This window comes from Chitinophagales bacterium (assembly GCA_017303835.1).
Lineage (GTDB): Bacteria > Bacteroidota > Bacteroidia > Chitinophagales > Chitinophagaceae > JAFLBI01.
This window is the reverse complement of sequence record JAFLBI010000001.1, coordinates 1,237,532-1,256,636: the sequence shown is the minus strand read 5'-3', so window position 1 is coordinate 1,256,636 and position 19,105 is coordinate 1,237,532. Positions and strand designations below refer to the sequence as shown.

The 19,105-nt window shown below is 44.6% G+C and carries 16 protein-coding genes; 7 read left to right on the top strand and 9 right to left on the bottom strand.

Annotation, left to right across the window (positions count from 1 at the left end; genetic code table 11):
* Nucleotides 1-45: 45 nt before the first annotated feature.
* Nucleotides 46-741, top strand: a complete 696-nt coding sequence (locus J0L83_05740) for an ATP-binding cassette domain-containing protein (GenBank protein MBN8664050.1) — start codon at nucleotides 46-48, stop codon at nucleotides 739-741.
* Here J0L83_05740 and J0L83_05735 read toward each other — a convergent pair whose 3' ends face one another.
* Nucleotides 742-1,875 (bottom strand): glycosyltransferase, encoded by a 1,134-nt coding sequence (locus J0L83_05735; protein ID MBN8664049.1) that lies wholly within the window; start codon nucleotides 1,873-1,875, stop codon nucleotides 742-744.
* Nucleotides 1,876-1,886: 11 nt separating this feature from the next.
* The gene (locus J0L83_05730; GenBank protein MBN8664048.1) at nucleotides 1,887-2,792 is read right to left on the bottom strand and encodes a glycosyltransferase; all 906 of its coding nucleotides are present in this window, start codon (nucleotides 2,790-2,792) and stop codon (nucleotides 1,887-1,889) included.
* Nucleotides 2,793-3,242: 450 nt separating this feature from the next.
* Between J0L83_05730 and smc the strand changes: the two genes are divergently transcribed.
* The 5 genes from smc (at nucleotide 3,243) to J0L83_05705 (ending at nucleotide 12,018) form a co-directional block, all read left to right on the top strand.
* Complete coding sequence (smc, locus tag J0L83_05725) at nucleotides 3,243-6,761, top strand: chromosome segregation protein SMC (protein MBN8664047.1); 3,519 nt, start codon at nucleotides 3,243-3,245, stop codon at nucleotides 6,759-6,761.
* Between the two features lie 112 nt (nucleotides 6,762-6,873).
* Complete coding sequence (locus tag J0L83_05720; GenBank protein MBN8664046.1) at nucleotides 6,874-8,460, top strand: peptide chain release factor 3; 1,587 nt, start codon at nucleotides 6,874-6,876, stop codon at nucleotides 8,458-8,460.
* Nucleotides 8,461-8,465: 5 nt separating this feature from the next.
* Nucleotides 8,466-9,776 (top strand): 30S ribosomal protein S12 methylthiotransferase RimO, encoded by a 1,311-nt coding sequence (gene rimO / locus J0L83_05715; GenBank protein ID MBN8664045.1) that lies wholly within the window; start codon nucleotides 8,466-8,468, stop codon nucleotides 9,774-9,776.
* 56 nt (nucleotides 9,777-9,832) lie between these two features.
* The gene (gene bshC / locus J0L83_05710) at nucleotides 9,833-11,428 is read left to right on the top strand and encodes a bacillithiol biosynthesis cysteine-adding enzyme BshC (GenBank protein ID MBN8664044.1); all 1,596 of its coding nucleotides are present in this window, start codon (nucleotides 9,833-9,835) and stop codon (nucleotides 11,426-11,428) included.
* Nucleotides 11,425-12,018, top strand: a complete 594-nt coding sequence (locus tag J0L83_05705; GenBank protein MBN8664043.1) for a hypothetical protein — start codon at nucleotides 11,425-11,427, stop codon at nucleotides 12,016-12,018. The genes bshC and J0L83_05705 overlap by 4 nt, the downstream gene beginning before the upstream one ends.
* A gap of 14 nt (nucleotides 12,019-12,032) precedes the next feature.
* Here J0L83_05705 and purE read toward each other — a convergent pair whose 3' ends face one another.
* From purE to J0L83_05690, 3 genes are read right to left on the bottom strand one after another with little or no spacing between them, the layout of a single operon-like run.
* Nucleotides 12,033-12,548 carry a 5-(carboxyamino)imidazole ribonucleotide mutase gene (gene purE, locus J0L83_05700; protein MBN8664042.1) on the bottom strand — a complete coding sequence of 172 codons (516 nt, stop codon included), beginning with the start codon at nucleotides 12,546-12,548 and terminating at the stop codon, nucleotides 12,033-12,035.
* A 39-nt stretch (nucleotides 12,549-12,587) separates the two neighbouring features.
* Nucleotides 12,588-13,976, bottom strand: coding sequence for an alpha-L-fucosidase (locus J0L83_05695; GenBank protein ID MBN8664041.1), 1,389 nt, complete (start codon nucleotides 13,974-13,976; stop codon nucleotides 12,588-12,590).
* The gene (locus J0L83_05690) at nucleotides 13,976-14,695 is read right to left on the bottom strand and encodes a pyridoxine 5'-phosphate synthase (GenBank protein MBN8664040.1); all 720 of its coding nucleotides are present in this window, start codon (nucleotides 14,693-14,695) and stop codon (nucleotides 13,976-13,978) included. The genes J0L83_05695 and J0L83_05690 overlap by 1 nt, the downstream gene beginning before the upstream one ends.
* A 59-nt stretch (nucleotides 14,696-14,754) precedes the next feature.
* Here J0L83_05690 and J0L83_05685 point away from each other — a divergent pair, with 59 nt between their 5' ends.
* The gene (locus tag J0L83_05685) at nucleotides 14,755-16,596 is read left to right on the top strand and encodes a UbiD family decarboxylase (protein MBN8664039.1); all 1,842 of its coding nucleotides are present in this window, start codon (nucleotides 14,755-14,757) and stop codon (nucleotides 16,594-16,596) included.
* Here J0L83_05685 and J0L83_05680 read toward each other — a convergent pair whose 3' ends face one another.
* From J0L83_05680 to J0L83_05665, 4 genes are all read right to left on the bottom strand, one after another.
* Nucleotides 16,597-17,049 (bottom strand): YhcH/YjgK/YiaL family protein, encoded by a 453-nt coding sequence (locus tag J0L83_05680; GenBank protein MBN8664038.1) that lies wholly within the window; start codon nucleotides 17,047-17,049, stop codon nucleotides 16,597-16,599.
* A 53-nt stretch (nucleotides 17,050-17,102) separates the two neighbouring features.
* A complete protein-coding gene (locus J0L83_05675) occupies nucleotides 17,103-17,525 on the bottom strand; it encodes a DUF1761 domain-containing protein (GenBank protein ID MBN8664037.1) in 423 nt (140 codons plus the stop codon).
* An 81-nt stretch (nucleotides 17,526-17,606) separates the two neighbouring features.
* Entirely contained in the window at nucleotides 17,607-18,401 is a 795-nt protein-coding gene (locus tag J0L83_05670; GenBank protein MBN8664036.1) for a DUF2452 domain-containing protein, read from the bottom strand.
* 91 nt (nucleotides 18,402-18,492) lie between these two features.
* Nucleotides 18,493-19,014 (bottom strand): DUF2911 domain-containing protein, encoded by a 522-nt coding sequence (locus J0L83_05665; GenBank protein MBN8664035.1) that lies wholly within the window; start codon nucleotides 19,012-19,014, stop codon nucleotides 18,493-18,495.
* Nucleotides 19,015-19,105: the final 91 nt, after the last annotated feature.

Here is a 19,105-nt window from a genome sequence, read left to right as displayed (position 1 = left end):
GGTGCCTGAGCGTTATACACGCGCAGCCAGTTTAAAACCGTGATTATGCCAGAAACTGTGATTTCTCTCAAGAACGTGAATATTTATCAGGGTGAAAGCCTGATACTGCAAGACGTAAACTTTACCGTAGAGCGTGGTGAATTTGTGTACCTCGTGGGTAAAACAGGTACGGGTAAAAGCAGTCTGCTGAAAACCTTGTATGGCGAACTCACTTTGAGAGAGGGCGAGGGCTCTGTGGTTGGTTTTAACCTGCGCGATATCACCTGGAAAAATGTGCCCTTTTTGCGCAGAAACCTGGGCGTGGTGTTTCAGGATTTTCAATTACTGACTGATCGTAATGTACAGGATAACCTCAAGTTTGTATTAAAAGCCACAGGCTGGAAAGACGAACGTTTGATGGAAGAAAAAATCCACGATGTACTGGAGAAAGTTGGCCTCAAAAGCAAGGGCTTTAAAATGCCATTTGAAATGAGTGGTGGCGAGCAGCAGCGTGTAGATATTGCGCGTGCTTTGCTGAACTCCCCCAAACTCTTACTGGCAGATGAACCAACGGGTAACCTCGATCCTGAGACCAGTGATGAGATCATGCAATTGTTGGTGCAGATTGCCAAAGACTATGGTACAGCCATTATCATGGCAACACACGATTTCATCGTGATCAATCGCTATCCTTCCAGAATGTTGAAGACAGAACGTGGCAGAGTAGTGGACAGTACCTGGGTGCCTAATCCGCAGCAATAATTATTCGCCCCAGATCCATTTTACTTGTTGGCGGGCATTGGCTTCATTGCTGAACATGCTGCCCAAAAGTCTTTCCCTGATTTTTAGTTCCTCATCGGTAAAGGGCTTGTAATGCAATTGTGCAATGATTTCCTGCATCGCATTAGCGCTATTACCGATAAAGCAGGCAGATTCCAGACCCGTGCCCTGCACCATGGCATCATTCACCACGCAGTGGCGGCCATTGTACAAAGCATTCAATAGTTTGATTTGAATACCTGTGGTATGTGTGGATGGCAACACATGGATATGCGCTTTGCGTATCATGTCTTGCATTTCCAATTCGCTTGGGTTGGCCACGATGCAAGTATGTTGTTGTCGATGTGCCAGTTCTTGCAGTTTATCCGATGGATTTTTACCTGCAATCACAAAGGGTATTTTCAGCTTGCCGAATACTTCTTTTAATAACCAGCTTGCTTGTTGTTCATTGGCCGGTACGCTTAAGTCGCCATGATACAAACAATAACTACCCATGCCTTCGAGTCCGCTCACTTTCCAATCTTCCGGTAGGTATACAGGTAGGTAATCAATGGTGTTACAATTCAATTGCTGGCGATAATAATTCACGTCCTCATGTGTAACGCCCCAATAAGCCGTGGCTTTATCGGCCATCCAGTGCTCGTATTTTTTCAGGAGCCTGGTTTCATTGGCATAATAGAGCTTGCGGAATAGGCCCGTACTATTTTGAAAGAGTCGCTGGTAGTATTTGTGCTCTACATTATGTATGCGGACAAACTTTCTTCGCTTGGCAAAGCGCGGATCGTTGAGTAGCCAAGTGCAATGAACGCCTTCCATGAGGATGGGGTAATCATCTTCCAGTAATCTGTTCAGTAATCCCTCATGTTTTCTGCTGGCCACAATATAGGGTACGGAAGTAGAAAAGCCTTTATGTCCTTGCTGTCGCTCGTAGTAATTCACCGAAGCACAGTATTTTTTGAGGATGGGCTGTTGGCCGCGACCGTAATCGAAGCAGTGCAAATGAATATGCACCCCCTGTGCTTGGAGAGAAGGTAGTTTCCAGAACAGGTCAACCACACCACCGTAGTCTACGGGGAAGGGAACATTCAGGGCAATAATGTGCAAGTGCTTTTCCAAAATAGTCGTCCTTAAGCCTTGGCCGGGAAGAGGTTTTGGTAGAACTGAATCAGGGTGGCCGATTCGGTTTCCCAGTTCAGTGACTCTCTGGCCAGCAGTGCGTTAGACTGCAGCTCAGCATACAAAACAGGATCATTCAATAATTTGTTCACGGCTTTGGCAATGGTAGCCGGTTCGGTATTGCTGATGGTGAGGGCAAAGCGATGGTCGTTATTGATGGATTTGTACACGGGGAAGTTGACGCAGACCTGCGGAATGCCTGCCATCATATAGTCGAAGAAACGGTTAGCGAGAGAATATTCCTGGTTCAATCCGGTCTTTTCGAACAAGGTTAATCCTAAACTGGATTGTGAAGTAATCTTTTTAAGTTCTTCTGGATCAACTGATTGAAATATTTTTATCTTATCTGATAATTGATAGTCTTTTACCAGTTGCCTAAGCTGGGTTTCGAAATTGCCCTTTCCGTAGATATGTAGTTGAGCCTGTATACCACGCATGGCCGGCACCAGTTGTTCGAAGCATCGACCCTCATTAATGGCACCTTGGTAGAGGATGAATTTGGGCTCAGCGGGTTTGGGTAGGTCCGATCTTTTGAGCGGGATATTCCGCACAACTGCATAATCCACCCCGTAAGCGGTATGAAAATAATCCCGCATGAAAGCGTTCACCACATAGCCATGGGGAAAACTGGGCACAAAACAGCGTTCAATCCATTTCCAGAAACGGTGGATTCGTGGGCGGGTAACCACTTCTTTTTGCTCAGTGAAAAGTTCATGGGCATCGTAAATCCGGATGGTCTTTTTCAGCTTGGATACCAGCCAAACGGGTATGATGGTGTCGAGATCTATAGCGCAGATGGCATCGGCCGACAGTTTTCTCAGCTCCAAGAATAGTTTCCAGTTATAGCCGGCATACATCTGCCAGCCTTTTTGGGCTTTAACCGGCAGACGAATTTCCTGCCAGGGTCTCGGTTTTAATGGGGGAGAATCGGCGCTTTCTCTGCCAATGAGGGTAACGGTGTAGCCTGCTTCCACCAGTGTACCGCAAATACGTTGCATACGCTGGTCGAAGTTCAGGTCATTGCTAACGCAGAACACCAATCGCTTACTCATGTGCATGCTGCAAAATAAGACAGGGTTAGGAAATGTAAAATGATATTTTTTAGCTTTTTTATTGCTTCAATTAATTTGCTTAATTAAATCATAATCAATTAATTAAGTTTCATTTGATAAACTTTAATGTCAATCAGAATCAACATTTTTTTTAAGTATTGATTTTTTCGCACTACTTGTCCACAAGCGCCTGTGGGCACTGCCTTTTTTGGCGCAATTCTGCTATGTTCGCAGTTGACAAAAAAGTTTGCTGAAGTGAGATTAAAACAATTAGAAATCAAGGGGTTCAAGAGCTTTGCCGATAAAACAATTGTCAACTTCGACGAGGGTATCACCGGCATCATTGGTCCCAACGGATGTGGTAAGAGCAATATCGTGGATTCCATCCGCTGGGTAATTGGTGAGCAGAAAATCTCCGCCCTGCGTAGCGAAAACCTCGAAGCCCTGGTTTTCAACGGTAGTAAAACAAGAAGTGCCAGTGGTTTGGCTGAAGTAAGCCTCACCTTCGAGAATACCAAGAACCTCCTGCCAACAGAATTCAGCACGGTTACCATCACCCGCCGTTTCTACAAGAATGGCGAAAGCGAATATCGCCTGAACGATGTGCAATGCCGTTTGAAAGATATCCATAACCTCTTCCTTGATACGGGTGTTTCAACCGACAGCTATGCCATCATCGAATTGGGTATGGTGGATGATATCATCAAGGATAAGGACAATAGCCGTCGCCGCATGTTGGAACAGGCTGCCGGTATTTCCATCTACAAAACCAGAAAGAAGGAAGCGAAAAATAAACTCGATGCAACAGAGCAAGACTTGAATCGTATCGAAGACTTGTTGTTCGAGATCAATAACCAGCTCAAGGCTTTGGAGAACCAAGCCAAGAAGGCAGAGAAATACTACGAGATTAAGAAAGACTACAAAGAGATTTCCGTAGAACTCGCCAAAGCAGCTTTGGAAGGTTTCAATATCACCTACAAAGAACTGAACGAGCAGCAAGAGCTGGAAGTGAATAAGCGTGTGCAACTGGAAGCAGAGATTGCCACCGATGAAGCTGCGTTGGAACAGGAGAAAGTAGGCTTTATTGAGAAAGAGCGTGCATTGCAATCCATGCAGCATGAGTTCAATGATTTGGTGCAGGAATTGCGTACCAAAGAAAACGAGAAGAACCTGGCCAACCAGAAACTGCATTACCTGAAGGAGAAGGAAACCAACCTGAAGGATTTCTTGTATAAGGCCGAAGGTCAGCTCAAGGGTATTGAAGATTCGATTGTCTTCAGTCAGCAGCAAATCACCGACGAAGAATCCAAATTGCAGGATTTACAATCGCAGTTGGATACGGTGAAGATGGAAGTAGAAGACAAGCGCCGAGTGTTTGATGAGAAGCGTGGTGCAGTGGATCAACTGCGTGGTAACTATCAGCAGATTCAACGCAACCAGTTTGATGCAGAAAAGAAGGTAGCCGTTGCGGATACATCTATCCAAAACCTGCAGCGTGCCCATGCACAGCAAACAGAAGAGCAGCATAACCGCGAAGCACAGTTACAGCAACTGAGCCGCGAGCTGGAAGAAAAAGAAGCATTATTGGAAACGCGTCGCATTGATTTGCAGCAATTGCAGGATCAGCATGAGCGTACCAAGGAACAAATACTGGAAGCGCAATCGCAATTGGAAGGTTTGCGCAACCAATTGGCAGAAGAAAACCGTAAGCTGGATGCCAAGCGCAACGAGCATGATCTTTTGAAGAGCCTGATTGATTCCATGGAAGGCTATCCGGAGAGTGTGAAGTTCCTCCACAAGAATCCGGAGTGGAACCACACTGCGCCAATTCTGTCTGACATCATCTACGTAAAAGAAGCGTATCGCGCAGCAGTAGAAAATGTGCTGGAGCCATACTTGAACTATTATGTGGTGAACAACTTGCAAGAAGGTTTGCAAGCCATACATTTATTGGATGCCCACAAAAAAGGTAAGGCCAATTTCTTCTTGCTGGATAAATTGAATGAGAACACCCATCAAACACATCAGCCGGAAGGCACAGTGGCTGCGATGGATGTGATTGAAGTGGATGCGCAATACCGCAAGCTGGCAGAATACCTTTTAGGCAATGTGTATATCGCTGAAACAGAAGCAGCCATTGAAAACAGCAACGGGGCTGTGGTATTGGAGAAGAGCGGCAAGTTTGTGAAAGGCAAATACACGCTTACCGGTGGTAGTGTTGGTTTGTTTGAAGGGAAGAAAATTGGTCGTGCTAAAAACTTAGAAAAACTCATCGAAGAAATCACGGCACAGGAAGCTGTGGTGAATGCGTTGAAAGCAGATATCCAACTGCGCCACAATGAAGTGATTGCGTACAATGAGCAATTGAAGGAGCATGCGATTCGTCAGACACAAGACGAAATCAACCAGCTCACTAATCAGGTATTTGCTACGAGAAATAAAATGGAAAACCTGCAGGCTGCACAACAGAATGGTGTACAGCGTTTGCAGGATCTGGAGCATCGCTTGCAAGACGAGCAGGATGCCATTGCCGATACCCGCGATCTGCTGGCGCAACTGAATGAGCAGTTGGGCAATACGGCTGAAGAAATGCGTTTGGTAGAGCAAGATTATCAACTCGCTGAACAGGATTACAATGCCGCTACTGCACAATTCAATGAAGGCAATCTGCAATTAACACGTCAGCAGAGTAAGATCACGGCTACGCGTCAGGAACTGGAGTTCAAGCAAAACCAGTTGCATGATTTGCGTAACCAGATTGAAAACAATTCTGCACAGTTGACTGAAGCAGTAAGCAGCATCGAAGAAAGTCAGCAAGCACTCGCCAATAGCGAAGACAGTTTGCTGGAGTTGATGCGCAAGAAACAAGCAGAAGAACTGAAATTGAATGAAGCTGATCAGGCTTATTATAATCTCCGCAATGCACTTCAGGAAAAAGAAAGCAGTCTGCGTTTGAAAGTGAAGAGCAAGGAAATGGTGGAGCACCTGTTGGGTGAAATCAAAGACAAGCTGAATGACCTGAAACTGCAGTTGGCTGGTATGAAGGAAAGACTCAATGTAGAGTTCCGCATTGAGTTGGATGATATTCTTGATCAGCCAAGAACCACAGAAACACCGCTGGAAGATTTGCAAGCTTCAGCAGATAGAATGAAGAAGCGTCTGGAAAATATTGGTGAAGTAAACCCTACGGCCATTGAAGCTTTCCAGGAAATGAAGAAGCGTTATGAATTCATTCTGGAGCAGAAGAATGATCTGGTAGATGCCAAGGAAAGCCTGATGCAAACCATCATGGAAGTAGAAGCTACGGCTAACCAGCAATTCCTCGAAACCTTTAATAAGGTGCGTGAAAATTTCCAGAAAGTGTTTAAAGCTTTGTTTACAGAAGAAGATACGGCTGATTTGATTCTGGAGAATCCGGAGAATCTGGCAGAAACTGGAATTGATATTGTGGCCAAGCCCAAGGGTAAGCGTCCGTCATCGATTACTCAGTTGAGCGGTGGTGAGAAGACTTTGACTGCAACAGCATTGCTGTTCTCTATCTACCTCATCAAGCCAGCGCCTTTCTGTATTCTGGATGAAGTTGATGCCCCGCTGGATGATGCCAACGTGGGTAAGTTTACCAATATGATCAAGCAGTTCAGCGAGAACTCTCAGTTCATCATTGTTACCCACAACAAGATGACCATGAGTACGGTGGATGTGATCTATGGTGTAACCATGCAGGAGCCCGGCGTGAGCAAACTGGTGCCGGTTGACTTCCGCGCATTAAGCTAAAAGGGAGTAAGTACTTGATAACGAACGGGTTGCTTTGAAAACAAGCAGCCCGTTTTTTGTTACCCTGCCTTCTGATAAACTGCTGCTTTCACAGTACCTTTGCGGCCTTGTTATGAAGTACGAAAAAGAGATCAACAGACGGAAGACCTTCGCCATCATTTCTCACCCGGATGCCGGTAAAACCACTTTGACGGAAAAATTCCTCTTGTTTGGTGGTGCCATTCAAACGGCCGGTGCGGTTAAGAGCAATAAAATCAAGAAGCACGCCACCAGCGACTTCATGGAAATTGAACGCCAGCGTGGTATCTCGGTAGCCACATCGGTGATGAGCTTTGAATACAACAATATCCTCATCAACCTGCTGGATACACCCGGTCACAAAGACTTCGCAGAAGATACCTATCGTACCCTGACCGCGGTGGACAGCGTTATTCTGGTAGTGGATAGTGTGAATGGTGTGGAAGAACAAACCAGAAGACTAATGGAAGTGTGTCGCATGCGCGATACACCGGTGATTGTATTCATCAACAAAATGGATCGTGATGGTAAAAACCGTTTTGATCTGTTGGAAGAAATTGAAAAGGAGCTGAAGATATCCCTGCATCCAATGACCTGGCCTATTAATAGTGGTAAGGACTTCAAAGGTGTGTATGATATTCATAACAAGAGTCTCGTACTCTTCACTGCCAACACCAAGGCCAATGATGAGGATGTGGTAGCCATTGGTGATATCAATGATCAACTGCTCGATCAAAAAATTGGCGATACGGATGCGCGCATCTTAAGAGAAGATGTAGAGCTGGTAGAAGCAGTACACGGTGAATTGGATGAGGAAGATTATCTGAATGGTCAGGTAGCGCCTGTTTTCTTTGGTAGTGCTATCAACAATTTTGGTGTGAAGGAAATGCTGGATACGTTTATCCGCATTGCACCTGTACCACGTAGCAGACCAACTACTGCGCGTATGTTGGGTGTAGGTGAAGACAAGTTCAGCGGATTTATTTTCAAGATTCACGCCAACCTCGATCCCAAGCACCGCGATCGTATTGCTTTCATGCGTGTGTGTAGCGGTAAGTTTGAACGCAATAAATATTATCACCACGTTCGCTTAGATAAAGACATTCGTTTCAGCAACCCATATTCCTTCATGGCCAGAAGCAAGGACGTGATTGAAGATGCTTTCCCTGGCGATGTGGTGGGTTTGTTTGATACAGGTAATTTCAAGATTGGTGATACTTTAACTGAAGGAGAAGATTTTTACTTCACCGGAATTCCATCCTTCTCGCCAGAGATCTTTAAAGAATTGGTGAATAGGGATCCTATGAAGACCAAACAATTGGAGAAGGGAATTAGTCAGCTTACTGATGAAGGTGTTGCCCAGCTCTTCACGCAGTTTGGTGGTAATAAGAAAATCATCGGTTGTGTGGGTGAACTGCAGTTTGAAGTGATCCAATATCGTTTGTTACAGGAATATGGCGCAGCCTGCGAATTCAGGACACTGCCGTTTTATAAAGCTTGCTGGTTAACCAGTAAAAACGAGCAAAAGCTGGAAGAGTTTCTGCGTTTCAAGCAACAGAATTCAGGAGAGGACAAAGATGGTCATCCTGTTTATCTGGCGCAGAGCGAATGGTTCCTGAATACAGAAATTACCAATAATCCGGATATCGAGTTTCACTTCACCAGTGAGATACATAAATAAGCAGCATGAAAGCTAAAACACTGAAGAAAGACAAGGTCAATATTATTACACTGGGTTGCAGTAAAAACCTGGTGGATAGTGAAGTGCTGAGTGGTCAGCTTGCAGCCAATGATATTGCCGTAGTCCATGAGAACAAAAAACTCGATCACAATATTGTGGTGGTGAATACCTGCGGCTTTATTGATAAGGCCAAGGAAGAAAGTGTGAACACGATTTTAGATCAAGTAGAGTTGAAGCGCAGAGGTAAGCTCGACAAAGTATATGTAACCGGTTGTTTGAGTGAACGCTATCGTGGTGATCTGGAAAAAGAAATTCCAGAAGTAGATGCTTGGTTTGGTACGATGGAATTGCCTTTGATGTTGAAGCAATTTGAAGCAGATTATAAGAGTGAATTGTTAGGTGAGCGTTTGTTGAGTACACCACAGCATTATGCCTATTTAAAAATCAGTGAGGGTTGTAATAGAACCTGTGCGTTTTGTGCCATTCCTTTGATGCGTGGCCAGCACGTGAGTAAGCCCATTGAGCAATTGGTAGCTGAAGCAGAAGCTTTGGTGAAGCGTGGTGTGAAGGAAGTGATGCTGATTGCACAGGAGTTGACGTATTACGGCTTAGATATTTACAAGAAGCGCGAGCTGCCTAGACTCTTGGACGCTTTAGCCAAGGTAGAAGGACTGGAATGGATTCGTTTGCATTATGCGTATCCCAGTAAGTTTCCGATTGAGATCATTGATGCGATCAACGCACATCCGAATATTTGTAAATACCTGGATATGCCTTTGCAGCATGCCAGCAACAACATGCTGAAGGCGATGAAGCGCCAGATCACCCGTGAGGAAATGACGGAGCTGATCAACCAGATCAGAGAAAAAATTCCGGGTATTTGTTTACGTACAACCTTGATTGCAGGTTTTCCCGGCGAAACAGAAGCTGATGTGGAAGAGCTGAAAGATTTTCTGCGCCTGCACCGCTTTGATCGTGTAGGTATTTTTACTTATTCGCATGAAGAGAATACTTCGGCATACGATTTGGTAGATGATGTACCGGCAGAGGAGAAACAGCGTCGTGCACAGGAGATTATGGAAGTGCAGCAGGAGATCAGCTACGAGAAGAATCAGGAGAAGATTGGTCAGACTTTTAAAGTGCTGATTGATAAAAAAGAAGCTGGTCGCTATTTGGGCAGAACAGAATTTGATAGTGTGGAAGTAGATAACGAAGTAGTAATCCACTCCAGCAAAAAATTACAGATTGGTGCATTCTACAACGTGAAAATCACCAAAGCCTACGATTACGATCTGGAAGGTGAGGTAGTATGGTAAGCGGTTTGTGCAGCCAAACAAAAAGCTGTTAATTCGTTGCCGATAAAGCTTGTTACATGGATATAAACTGTACCTATATTCCTTATGCCGACACAGGATATTTTTCTACCCTGGTACAGGACTATCTCCACAATGCACCTGAATTACAGCAGTTCTATCGTTTTCGTCCTGATGCGGCGGGCATTCGCACATCAATGGCACAACGCAATCAGTTCTCAATAAATCGTACATTATTGGTAGATGCGTTGAGAACACAATATGCAGGCAAATCTTTATCTGCAAAGCAAGCTGCCCATCTCGATGCATTAATAAAGGACAATACGTATACGATCACAACAGCACATCAGCCGAATATTTTTACTGGTCCCTTATACTTCATTTACAAAATCATGCATGCCATTAAGTTGGCAGATGAATTGTCGGCAGAAATGCCTGAACAACATTTTGTACCTGTGTATTACATGGGCAGTGAGGATGCAGATTTGGATGAGTTGGGTTATATCAAATTACAAGGCCATACGCACCGCTGGAATACCAAGCAAACAGGAGCGGTAGGCAGGATGTTGGTGGACAATGAATTCCTGCAACTCATTGAAGCGGTGTACGGACAAATTGGTGTATTGCCCAATGGCCCTGCATTAGCTGAGCTGTTTAGAAATTGTTATACAAAGGGTAGAAGCATACAAGAAGCCACATTTGATTTGGTGCATCAGCTTTTTGCGGAGTTTGGCTTATTGGTGGTTGTACCGGATAGTCGCGCATTAAAAGCTGCGTTTATTCCGGTGATTGAAAAAGAACTAACGACCAGATTCTCGCACACAGCGGTTGAACAGACAGCTACTGCATTGGCAAAGCAATACAAAGTGCAAGCCAGTGGTAGGGATATCAATTTATTTTACCTCATCGATAACCACCGCGAACGGATTGAAGCAGATGGAGAAGATTATGTGGTGCATGCTTTGAATCTACGATTCACCAAAGATGCCATGCTACAAGAAGTGCATGACTATCCCGAACGGTTTAGTCCGAATGTGATTTTGCGTGGCGTATTTCAGGAAACCATCTTACCCAATATCGCCTTTATTGGCGGTGGGGGAGAACTGGCATATTGGATGGAATTGGAGCAGGTCTTTACTAAAGCTGAAGTACCTTATCCGGTATTGATTTTGCGCAACTCTTTTTTGCTGATGGAAAAAGCACAGCAGGAAAAGATTGCGGCTTTGTCTTTATCCATCAAAGACTTATTCCAAAAGACTGATGCCATTATGCAGCAATTGGTGCGTAATCAATCTGCAAATCAGTTAAGTCTTGGTCAGGAAAAGCAAGCGCTGGAAGCATTTTATGCGCAGTTGGCTAAGATCAGTGCTAAGATTGATGCAACGCTGGTGCCTCATACGGCTGCATTGAAAGAGAAAGCCATGCATAAGTTGATAGGCTTGGAGAAAAAGTTGTTCCGTGCCGAGAAGCGTAAATATGCAGACCAGCAAAATCAGTTGGCACAGTTGCGTGCACAGTTATTTCCAGGTGATAGTTTGCAGGAACGTGCCGAAAACTTTGCTATTTATTACGGAAAGTTTGGTGCCGAATTTCTACAAATGTTGTATCATGCATCTCGTGGTACGGAACAGCAGTTCTGTATCGTGCAATTATGAGACTACTGCTTTTACTGATTATACAGTGTTTAGTGGTGATTGTATCTGCACAGAAGACCTCCCCCCAGTCAGATTGTGTATTCAAACAAACCATGCCGCCTGAACGGTTGCTAAGTGCATATCCGTTTCAAGGTGCCGCAGGCGTACGTCTGGTGAGTTATGAAAAATTAGAAAACACCGGCACGGAGAAGTATAAAATATTCCGCATTGCTAGCCTGATCAAAGAGTTTCATACTGTTCGCAATGGTGAATTCCATTTGGATAGCCTGCGTATCGATACGGTCAATTGGCGTAGGTCCTATTGGCTGAATACGACAGATCAATTGAATCTTGCCAAGCTCTTGTTCTACATCACCCCAGCAAAAAAGAAAATTACAGAAGTGCCTTGCTTTGAACCCAAGCATGCCATCTTGTTTTATGATGCGAAAGGTAAGATTATATCTATACTGGAATTGAGTTTTGCCTGCAAAGCTATTAAGCTGCATCCATCGGGTTGGATGAATGAACAATTCTGTTCAGGTAAATGGAAGGAATTAGAAAAGTTATTCCGGCAGTTTGGTTTTTCAGAATGGTTTGAAGCAGAGCAATAAAACAATCTTGTTTATTAGTCATCGTAACCATTTGGCCATTGGCCTTTGAGCTTATCGGCTTTGGCAATGACTTCATCCTGCATTTGTTGTTTATAGGCCGCCATTGCCTGAGCTATTTTCGAATCAGATGTCCCAATGATCTGCGCAGCTAATAAACCTGCATTTTTTGCGGCATTCAGGGCTACGGTTGCTACAGGTACGCCATTGGGCATTTGTAAAATGGAAAGTACAGAATCCCAACCGTCAATAGAATTGGATGATTTCACCGGTACACCAATCACAGGCAATGTCGTCATACTAGCTACCATTCCTGGTAAATGAGCCGCACCGCCGGCTCCGGCAATGATTACTTTTAATCCGCGCGAAGCAGCACTGCCTGCATAATCGGCCATGCGTTGTGGTGTTCTGTGTGCAGATACTACGGTCAATTCAAATGGAATAGAGAATTGTTGCAGGATATCTGCAGCTGCTTGCATAACCGGCAGATCACTATCGCTGCCCATGATGATACCAACCAATGCTGTTGCCATATGAGATGGGTTATGCTGCAAGATAAAGTTTTTCAACGGCTAAAAAGGAACCCGGTATCCGCTGATGTTACGCACCAACGGTGCCGCTTTCAAATCAGTAAAGCGGATGCGGATTTGTTTGGCCTCTATTAATGAAAAGCGCAGGATCTTTTTTCTGCCCATGGTGGTTGCAGTTGCCAGTGTTTCGTATTGCTTGCCATTCCAATTTTCAACCACAAAACCGCCAATGCGCTGACCAAAGTTGAGGAACTCTTCCAGTACTAGGCAATTGATATCTGTCGTCTCAGCAAACTGAATCACGAGCGAAGGATTCTTGCCATTACCTGTCCAATAAGTTTGCGCATTACCATCCAGCAAACTCATCACAGGTTTGTTCAAATGGTCTTTTATGCTTGCTTTACTCAATAGGTTATTGGCAAATGCTTTGTCGCGCATGAGTTTGAACTGCATGAGTGCAGCTGAATCAATAGGGTGGATGAGCCCGTTTCTGTCGGGCGGTACATTCAACAACAGATTGCCCCCATTGCCAACAGACTTGGTATATAAATCGAATAACTGTGGAGCTGTTTTCACTTTGCTGTCTTCTTCTGGTCGGTAAAACCAACCCGGACGAATAGAAACATCTGCTTCTGCAGGCATCCAATGCTGTCCGTTTCTGTTGCCACTATTCAATGTATCTGTTGGTGGCGCACCTTCACCACGTTTGAAGCCGGCAGTATCCAGTAAGTTCCAGTTGGTATTACCGATAATACCGTTTTCATTGCCACACCAGCGAATGGATGGGCCAATATCACTGAAGATGATGAGATTCGGTTGTAATTGAAACGCCACTTTTTCAAAGCGATTGAAATCATAGATCTGCTTCTTGCCGTTTGGTCCCTCGCCATTGGCACCATCCCACCACAATTCAAAGAATGGTCCATAATTCTGGAAGAGTTCTTTCATCATATTGATGAACACATCGTTGTAGGCTGGCGTGCCGTATGATGGATGATTTCTATCCCAAGGAGAAATATATACACCCATCTCAATCCCAATTTCCCTACAAGCATCTGCCAATTCGCGCAGCACATCGCCCTTGCCGTTTTTCCATTTGCTTTCGCGAACCGTATGCTTGCTGTATTTGCTGGGCCATAAACAAAATCCATCGTGGTGCTTGGCAGTGATGATGATCCCTTTGGCGCCAGCTTGTTTCGCTACTCGCGCCCATTGCAGACAATCCAGATTGGCTGGATTGAATTCATCCGGATTTTCCTTGCCTTCGCCCCATTCTTTACCGGTAAAAGTATTCGGACCAAAATGCATAAAGAGATAGAACTCTTTTTCATGCCATGCCAATTGTGTAGCATTGGGAACAGGCCCAACTGCTTTTGGTGCTTGCGCCAAACTGAATAGTGGTAAGCAAAGCAGTACCAGGATTTTTTTCATCACTGCAATTGTCTTTTATACAGTTGAATGGTGTTTTCAAAGCCAAGATAGAGTGCATCACAAATGAGTGCATGACCGATGCTCACTTCATCCAGCCAAGGAATGTGTTGACGGAAAAAGCGGAGGTTCTGCAAATCCAGATCATGACCGGCATTTAAGCCTAGGCCCAATTCACGCGCAGCCTCTGCGGCAGCCACATAAGGTGCGATGGCTTTTTCTTTTTCGCCTGCGGCAAATTGCTTGGCATAGCTTTCTGTATAGAGTTCAATGCGATCTGTGCCTGTTTCTGCAGCACCTTTCACCATCTCAACTACCGGGTCCACAAAAATGCTGACGCGAATACCAGCTTGCTTAAAAATTGCAATGGTTTCACGGAGATAGTCGCGGTGGGTAATGGTATCCCAGCCATGATCGCTGGTGAGTTGGTTGAGTGCGTCGGGTACCAGCGTTACCTGATGGGGTTTGGTTTCCAGCACCAGATCAATAAACTTTTGTTCACGGCAATTGCCCTCAATATTGAATTCAGTAGTAATAATTGGTTTGATGCCGCGAACATCTGCATAGCGGATATGGCGCTCATCAGGGCGGGGGTGTACGGTAATACCATCTGCGCCAAATTGCTGGGCATCAATGGCAGATTTCACTACATCAGGATTATGACCGCCACGGCTGTTACGGAGTGTCGCAATTTTATTGATGTTAACACTTAGCTTTGTCATGCGTCAAAAGTACCGATTGTTGTGCAGCAACAATCAGCCACCAATCCTGTTATAGTTACATGCATTACGCCTCACTGGAAGAATGTGTTATTGATCTGGAGAAAAACGGTCACCTCGTTCGCATCAAAGAGCAAGTAGATCCCCATTTGGAAATGGCTGCTATTCACCTGCGGGTGTATGAAGCTGGTGGCCCGGCATTGTTGTTTGAAAACGTCAAGGGTAGCAGATTCCGAGCAGCATCCAATCTGTTTGGTACACTGGATCGCAGCAGGTTCATGTTCCGCAAGACCTTTGATTTGGTGCAGCAACTCATTCGCCTGAAAGGCGATCCCATGCAAGCCCTCAAACATCCTTTCAACAATCTGCGCGTGGGTTTGGCGGCTACAAAAGCTTTGCCCTTGAAGAATCCGATGAGCAAGCCGGTGATGCATGAAGCCATCCGCATCAGCGATTTGCCTTTGATTCAACACTGGCCTATGGATGGTGGTGCTTTTGTGACTTTACCACAAGTCTATACGGAAGATATTGATGCACCCGGTATCATGAAAGCCAATCTGGGTATGTATCGTATCCAGTTAACGGGTAATGAATATGTAACGGACAAAGAGATTGGTTTGCATTATCAATTGCATAGAGGTATTGGTATCCACCAGACCAAGGCCAATAAACGCGGACTCCCTTTGAAAGTGAGTTGTTTTGTGGGCGGACCGCCATCGCACACACTATCTGCAGTAATGCCCTTGCCTGAGGGCATTAGCGAAATGACTTTCGCGGGTGTATTGGGTGGTAGAAGATTCCGATATACCTACGACAACGGTTTTTGTATCAGCACGGATGCAGATTTTGTGATTACGGGAGAAGTGTACCCCGGTGAGAATAAACCTGAAGGTCCGTTTGGTGATCACCTCGGTTATTATAGTTTAACGCATCCCTTCCCATTGATGCGTGTACATAAAGTGTATGCACGTAAGAATGCCATTTGGCCATTTACAGTAGTGGGCAGACCGCCACAAGAGGATACCAGCTTTGGTGCCTTGATTCATGAATTAACAGGCGATGCTATTCCACAAGAAATACCGGGTGTAAAAGAAGTACATGCAGTAGATGCCGCCGGTGTGCATCCTTTGTTATTAGCAATAGGTAGTGAACGCTACACACCGTATATGCCTACCAAGCAGCCGGCAGAACTGCTCACGATTGCTAACCATATTTTGGGAACAGGACAGTTAAGTCTGGCGAAATTCTTATTCATCACGGCAGATGATACGCAGCAGTTGCATACGCATGATATCCGAGCGTACATGCAGTTTGTATTGGAGCGTATCAACTGGCAGCGTGATGTACACTTTTATACCAATACCACGATTGATACCTTGGATTATTCCGGTACAGGTTTGAATAGTGGTAGTAAAGTGGTCTTTGCTGCTTATGGTGAACCACAAAGACAATTGTGTACAGAAGTGCCGGGCGTGCTGCAGGAACTGAAAGGATTTGGTAAAGCAACACTGGCTATGCCGGGTGTTGTTGCATTGGGTACACCGCCCTTCACTTTACAAGCAAAGGCTGCAGCAGAAGCGGCTATGTTGGATCAGCAATTAGCACATCAGGCTGAAGCACTCAAAGGTGTGGCAATGATTGTCTTGGTTGATGATCCTGATTTTGTAGCGGCTAAGCTGAATAACTATTTGTGGGTTACTTATACCAGATGCAATCCATCGCATGATATCTATGGCATTAATCCGTTTACAGCACACAAGCATTGGGGTTGTGATGGTCCATTGGTGATTGATGCGCGTATCAAACCACATCATGCGCCTCCGGTAGAAAAAGATCCTGCTGTAGAAAAGCGTATTGATACAATATTTGCGAAAGGTGGCAGCTTACATGGGGTACTGAAATAATCAAACTGCAACCTTCATCACAACCTTCCTTACAGTAGTCGATTCTTTGTCGATTAAGTTAGGCATGTGCAAATCAGTAGGAAAGAAAATGGTGAACATGCCTGGATTAACGCGAATGAAATAATCAGGTGCATCAGCTACGAGTAAATAATCCTTTTCTGCATCGTATTCTTTGCTGATGGTTTGTGTGCGAAATGCGGCAATCCCCATTTGCTCAGTACCTGATACGATGTATTGCACATCAATGTATTTTCTATGTGCTTCCATTTGTTCTGTAGCAGCATCAACAGTTGCATATTCATTCACAATGGCAATAAGCTTATCTCCATCAATCTCATATCTACCCAATGCCATTTTTGTAAAATCTGTATTCCGTAAATAATCCAATGCTTTCGCTATGCCGGGATGTAAAGCTTTGTACATATCGACCTGTGCAAGATGATCTACTACCATAAACAATCTTTCTACAAATAAACAAAACCCCCGCAGTATTGCGGGGGTTTTTACTAAGGCCATAATACGATGATGATACTCGAGACAATGCAGCCTATCACGTGATATCCGCAATCGATTAAATAGAGTACCAATGGTTTGCGCTGATAGATGTAAGAAATGCCTACTGCCATAGAGCTAAAGCAAAGCCCGAAGAAGAGCCCTACTTTTAATGCACCACTAACACCAACAGCCGGTATTTTCTGTTGAATAATACCGAGTGCAACAACAGTAATAAACATCATCAAGAAACTGCCAATCATGGCAATGGGAAAGGTTTTTTTCAGCTCCGGATCATCCATTTTGAGACCAACGGCTTTTGCCCATGCATTAGAAAACAAGACCGGACTGTACCAAATAGCGCCTATGGCAAAATAGGCAATGGCTGCAACCAGCAGGTGTAACCAATTGAGGTTACCGAGTAATTCTTCCAGCATAGTATTGAGTTTTGGGGTGAAGGTTTGCTTTAAGTTCGGCAATTCCCCAAAAATCTCCTAGAACCGGTCAAAATTTTAAGGTTAGTTCAGGATTTCTTTCCAGGTATGATCGGCTAGCAATTGCACCGTTGCAATAAACTGTTTGAAAGGACCAGCGCCGCCCCATTCATTTGGTGCCACCAACGAAAGCATGTGTGTGCCATCATGCTTTTCGTACAAATGATAGGTATGACCGATTTGTGGCTTGAAGCGTAGTGTGGCTTCATAAATCATGAGGCTCAATTCCTTACGCTTACGGATTTCTTGTGCTTGCTTGGCGAGTAACTCAATTTGCTGACGAATCTGGTCGAGCTGCATATTGGTTTGCTCTTCCATTGCTGTTAGGGCTTTGTGCTTGATCATGCCCTCTTTGGTTGGGCGTATGGCCACACTGCCTACTGAGGAGGCATAGGGTAGCACACTCAGCTGCTTATGGTAGATTTCAGTATTCAGAAAATTACTGCCATCTTCTTTTACACCTTGATGACTCACTTTCAGATAACCATTAGGCATGATTTCATGTCTTACTTCCAGAATGGCTTTTTCTTCTTTGATGAAACGCATCAACAGGGTTGAGGCATTCAAAATTTCTGATTGAATGGTATCAGCCATATCCTGATTCTCGAAAGGATGCAAAGCACCATCGGGCTTCACTGTGTATTGTGTATAGAAAGCTTCATTTTCGATGCTCACCCAGTTCATGCTCACGCTTAGTGCATGTCCGTTCTCTACACTCTCAATGCGGTAATTACCACTCTTGGGTGCAATGCCTTTCTCAAAATTGCATTTCTCGGGAAATAATTGCCAGCTGGCTAAAAAGTTATATGCCTGTACCATAATCGGATTGCATAATTACAATAAATGAGGCTTTTTGTTCTAATAAAAAAGGGCCCGAAGGCCCTTTTTACCGACTATTTAAGGAGTAAGATTATTTTACGTTCAGGTCAAATTGCAAATCAGCCCAGTTGAGGGTGATGGTGCCGTTATTATTGGCCTTGAAAGTGAGTCTTTCGCTAAATGTGCCTTTCTTCACGGGTACATCTACGCGTAATACATCCTCTGCAGGCTTGTACTCATAAGCACCCCACTGATTCCATTTTTTATTCAGGATAACTGTCCAGTTATTACCATTCCAGATACTGAATAAACCATATTTACCAGCTTTTACCGCTTTGCCTTCTACAGTTACATCCTTGCTGAATTCAATCCAGGTAGCTTCATTCGCTCCTGTACGCCATACTTCGCCTTGCTTGGGTTCCAGGTCTTTGCCTACAGTACGGCCTTTCACGGCTGGCTGACTATAATCAATTGTGATGGTTGCGCCGCTGGCTAAAGTGGCTGTTGCCTGAGCTGGCGGACTAGGACGCTTGGATTTATCGGTTTGGGCACACATGGTGAGGCTGCTGAAAGCCAATACACCTGTCAGTAATACGGTCATGAACTTTTGCATGGTGATCTTTTTAGGAGAAACAAGTTACACCAATGATGGTTTAATGCAAGGTGATTTTTGGATGAATGGAAACTGACAGAAATCTCGTGTA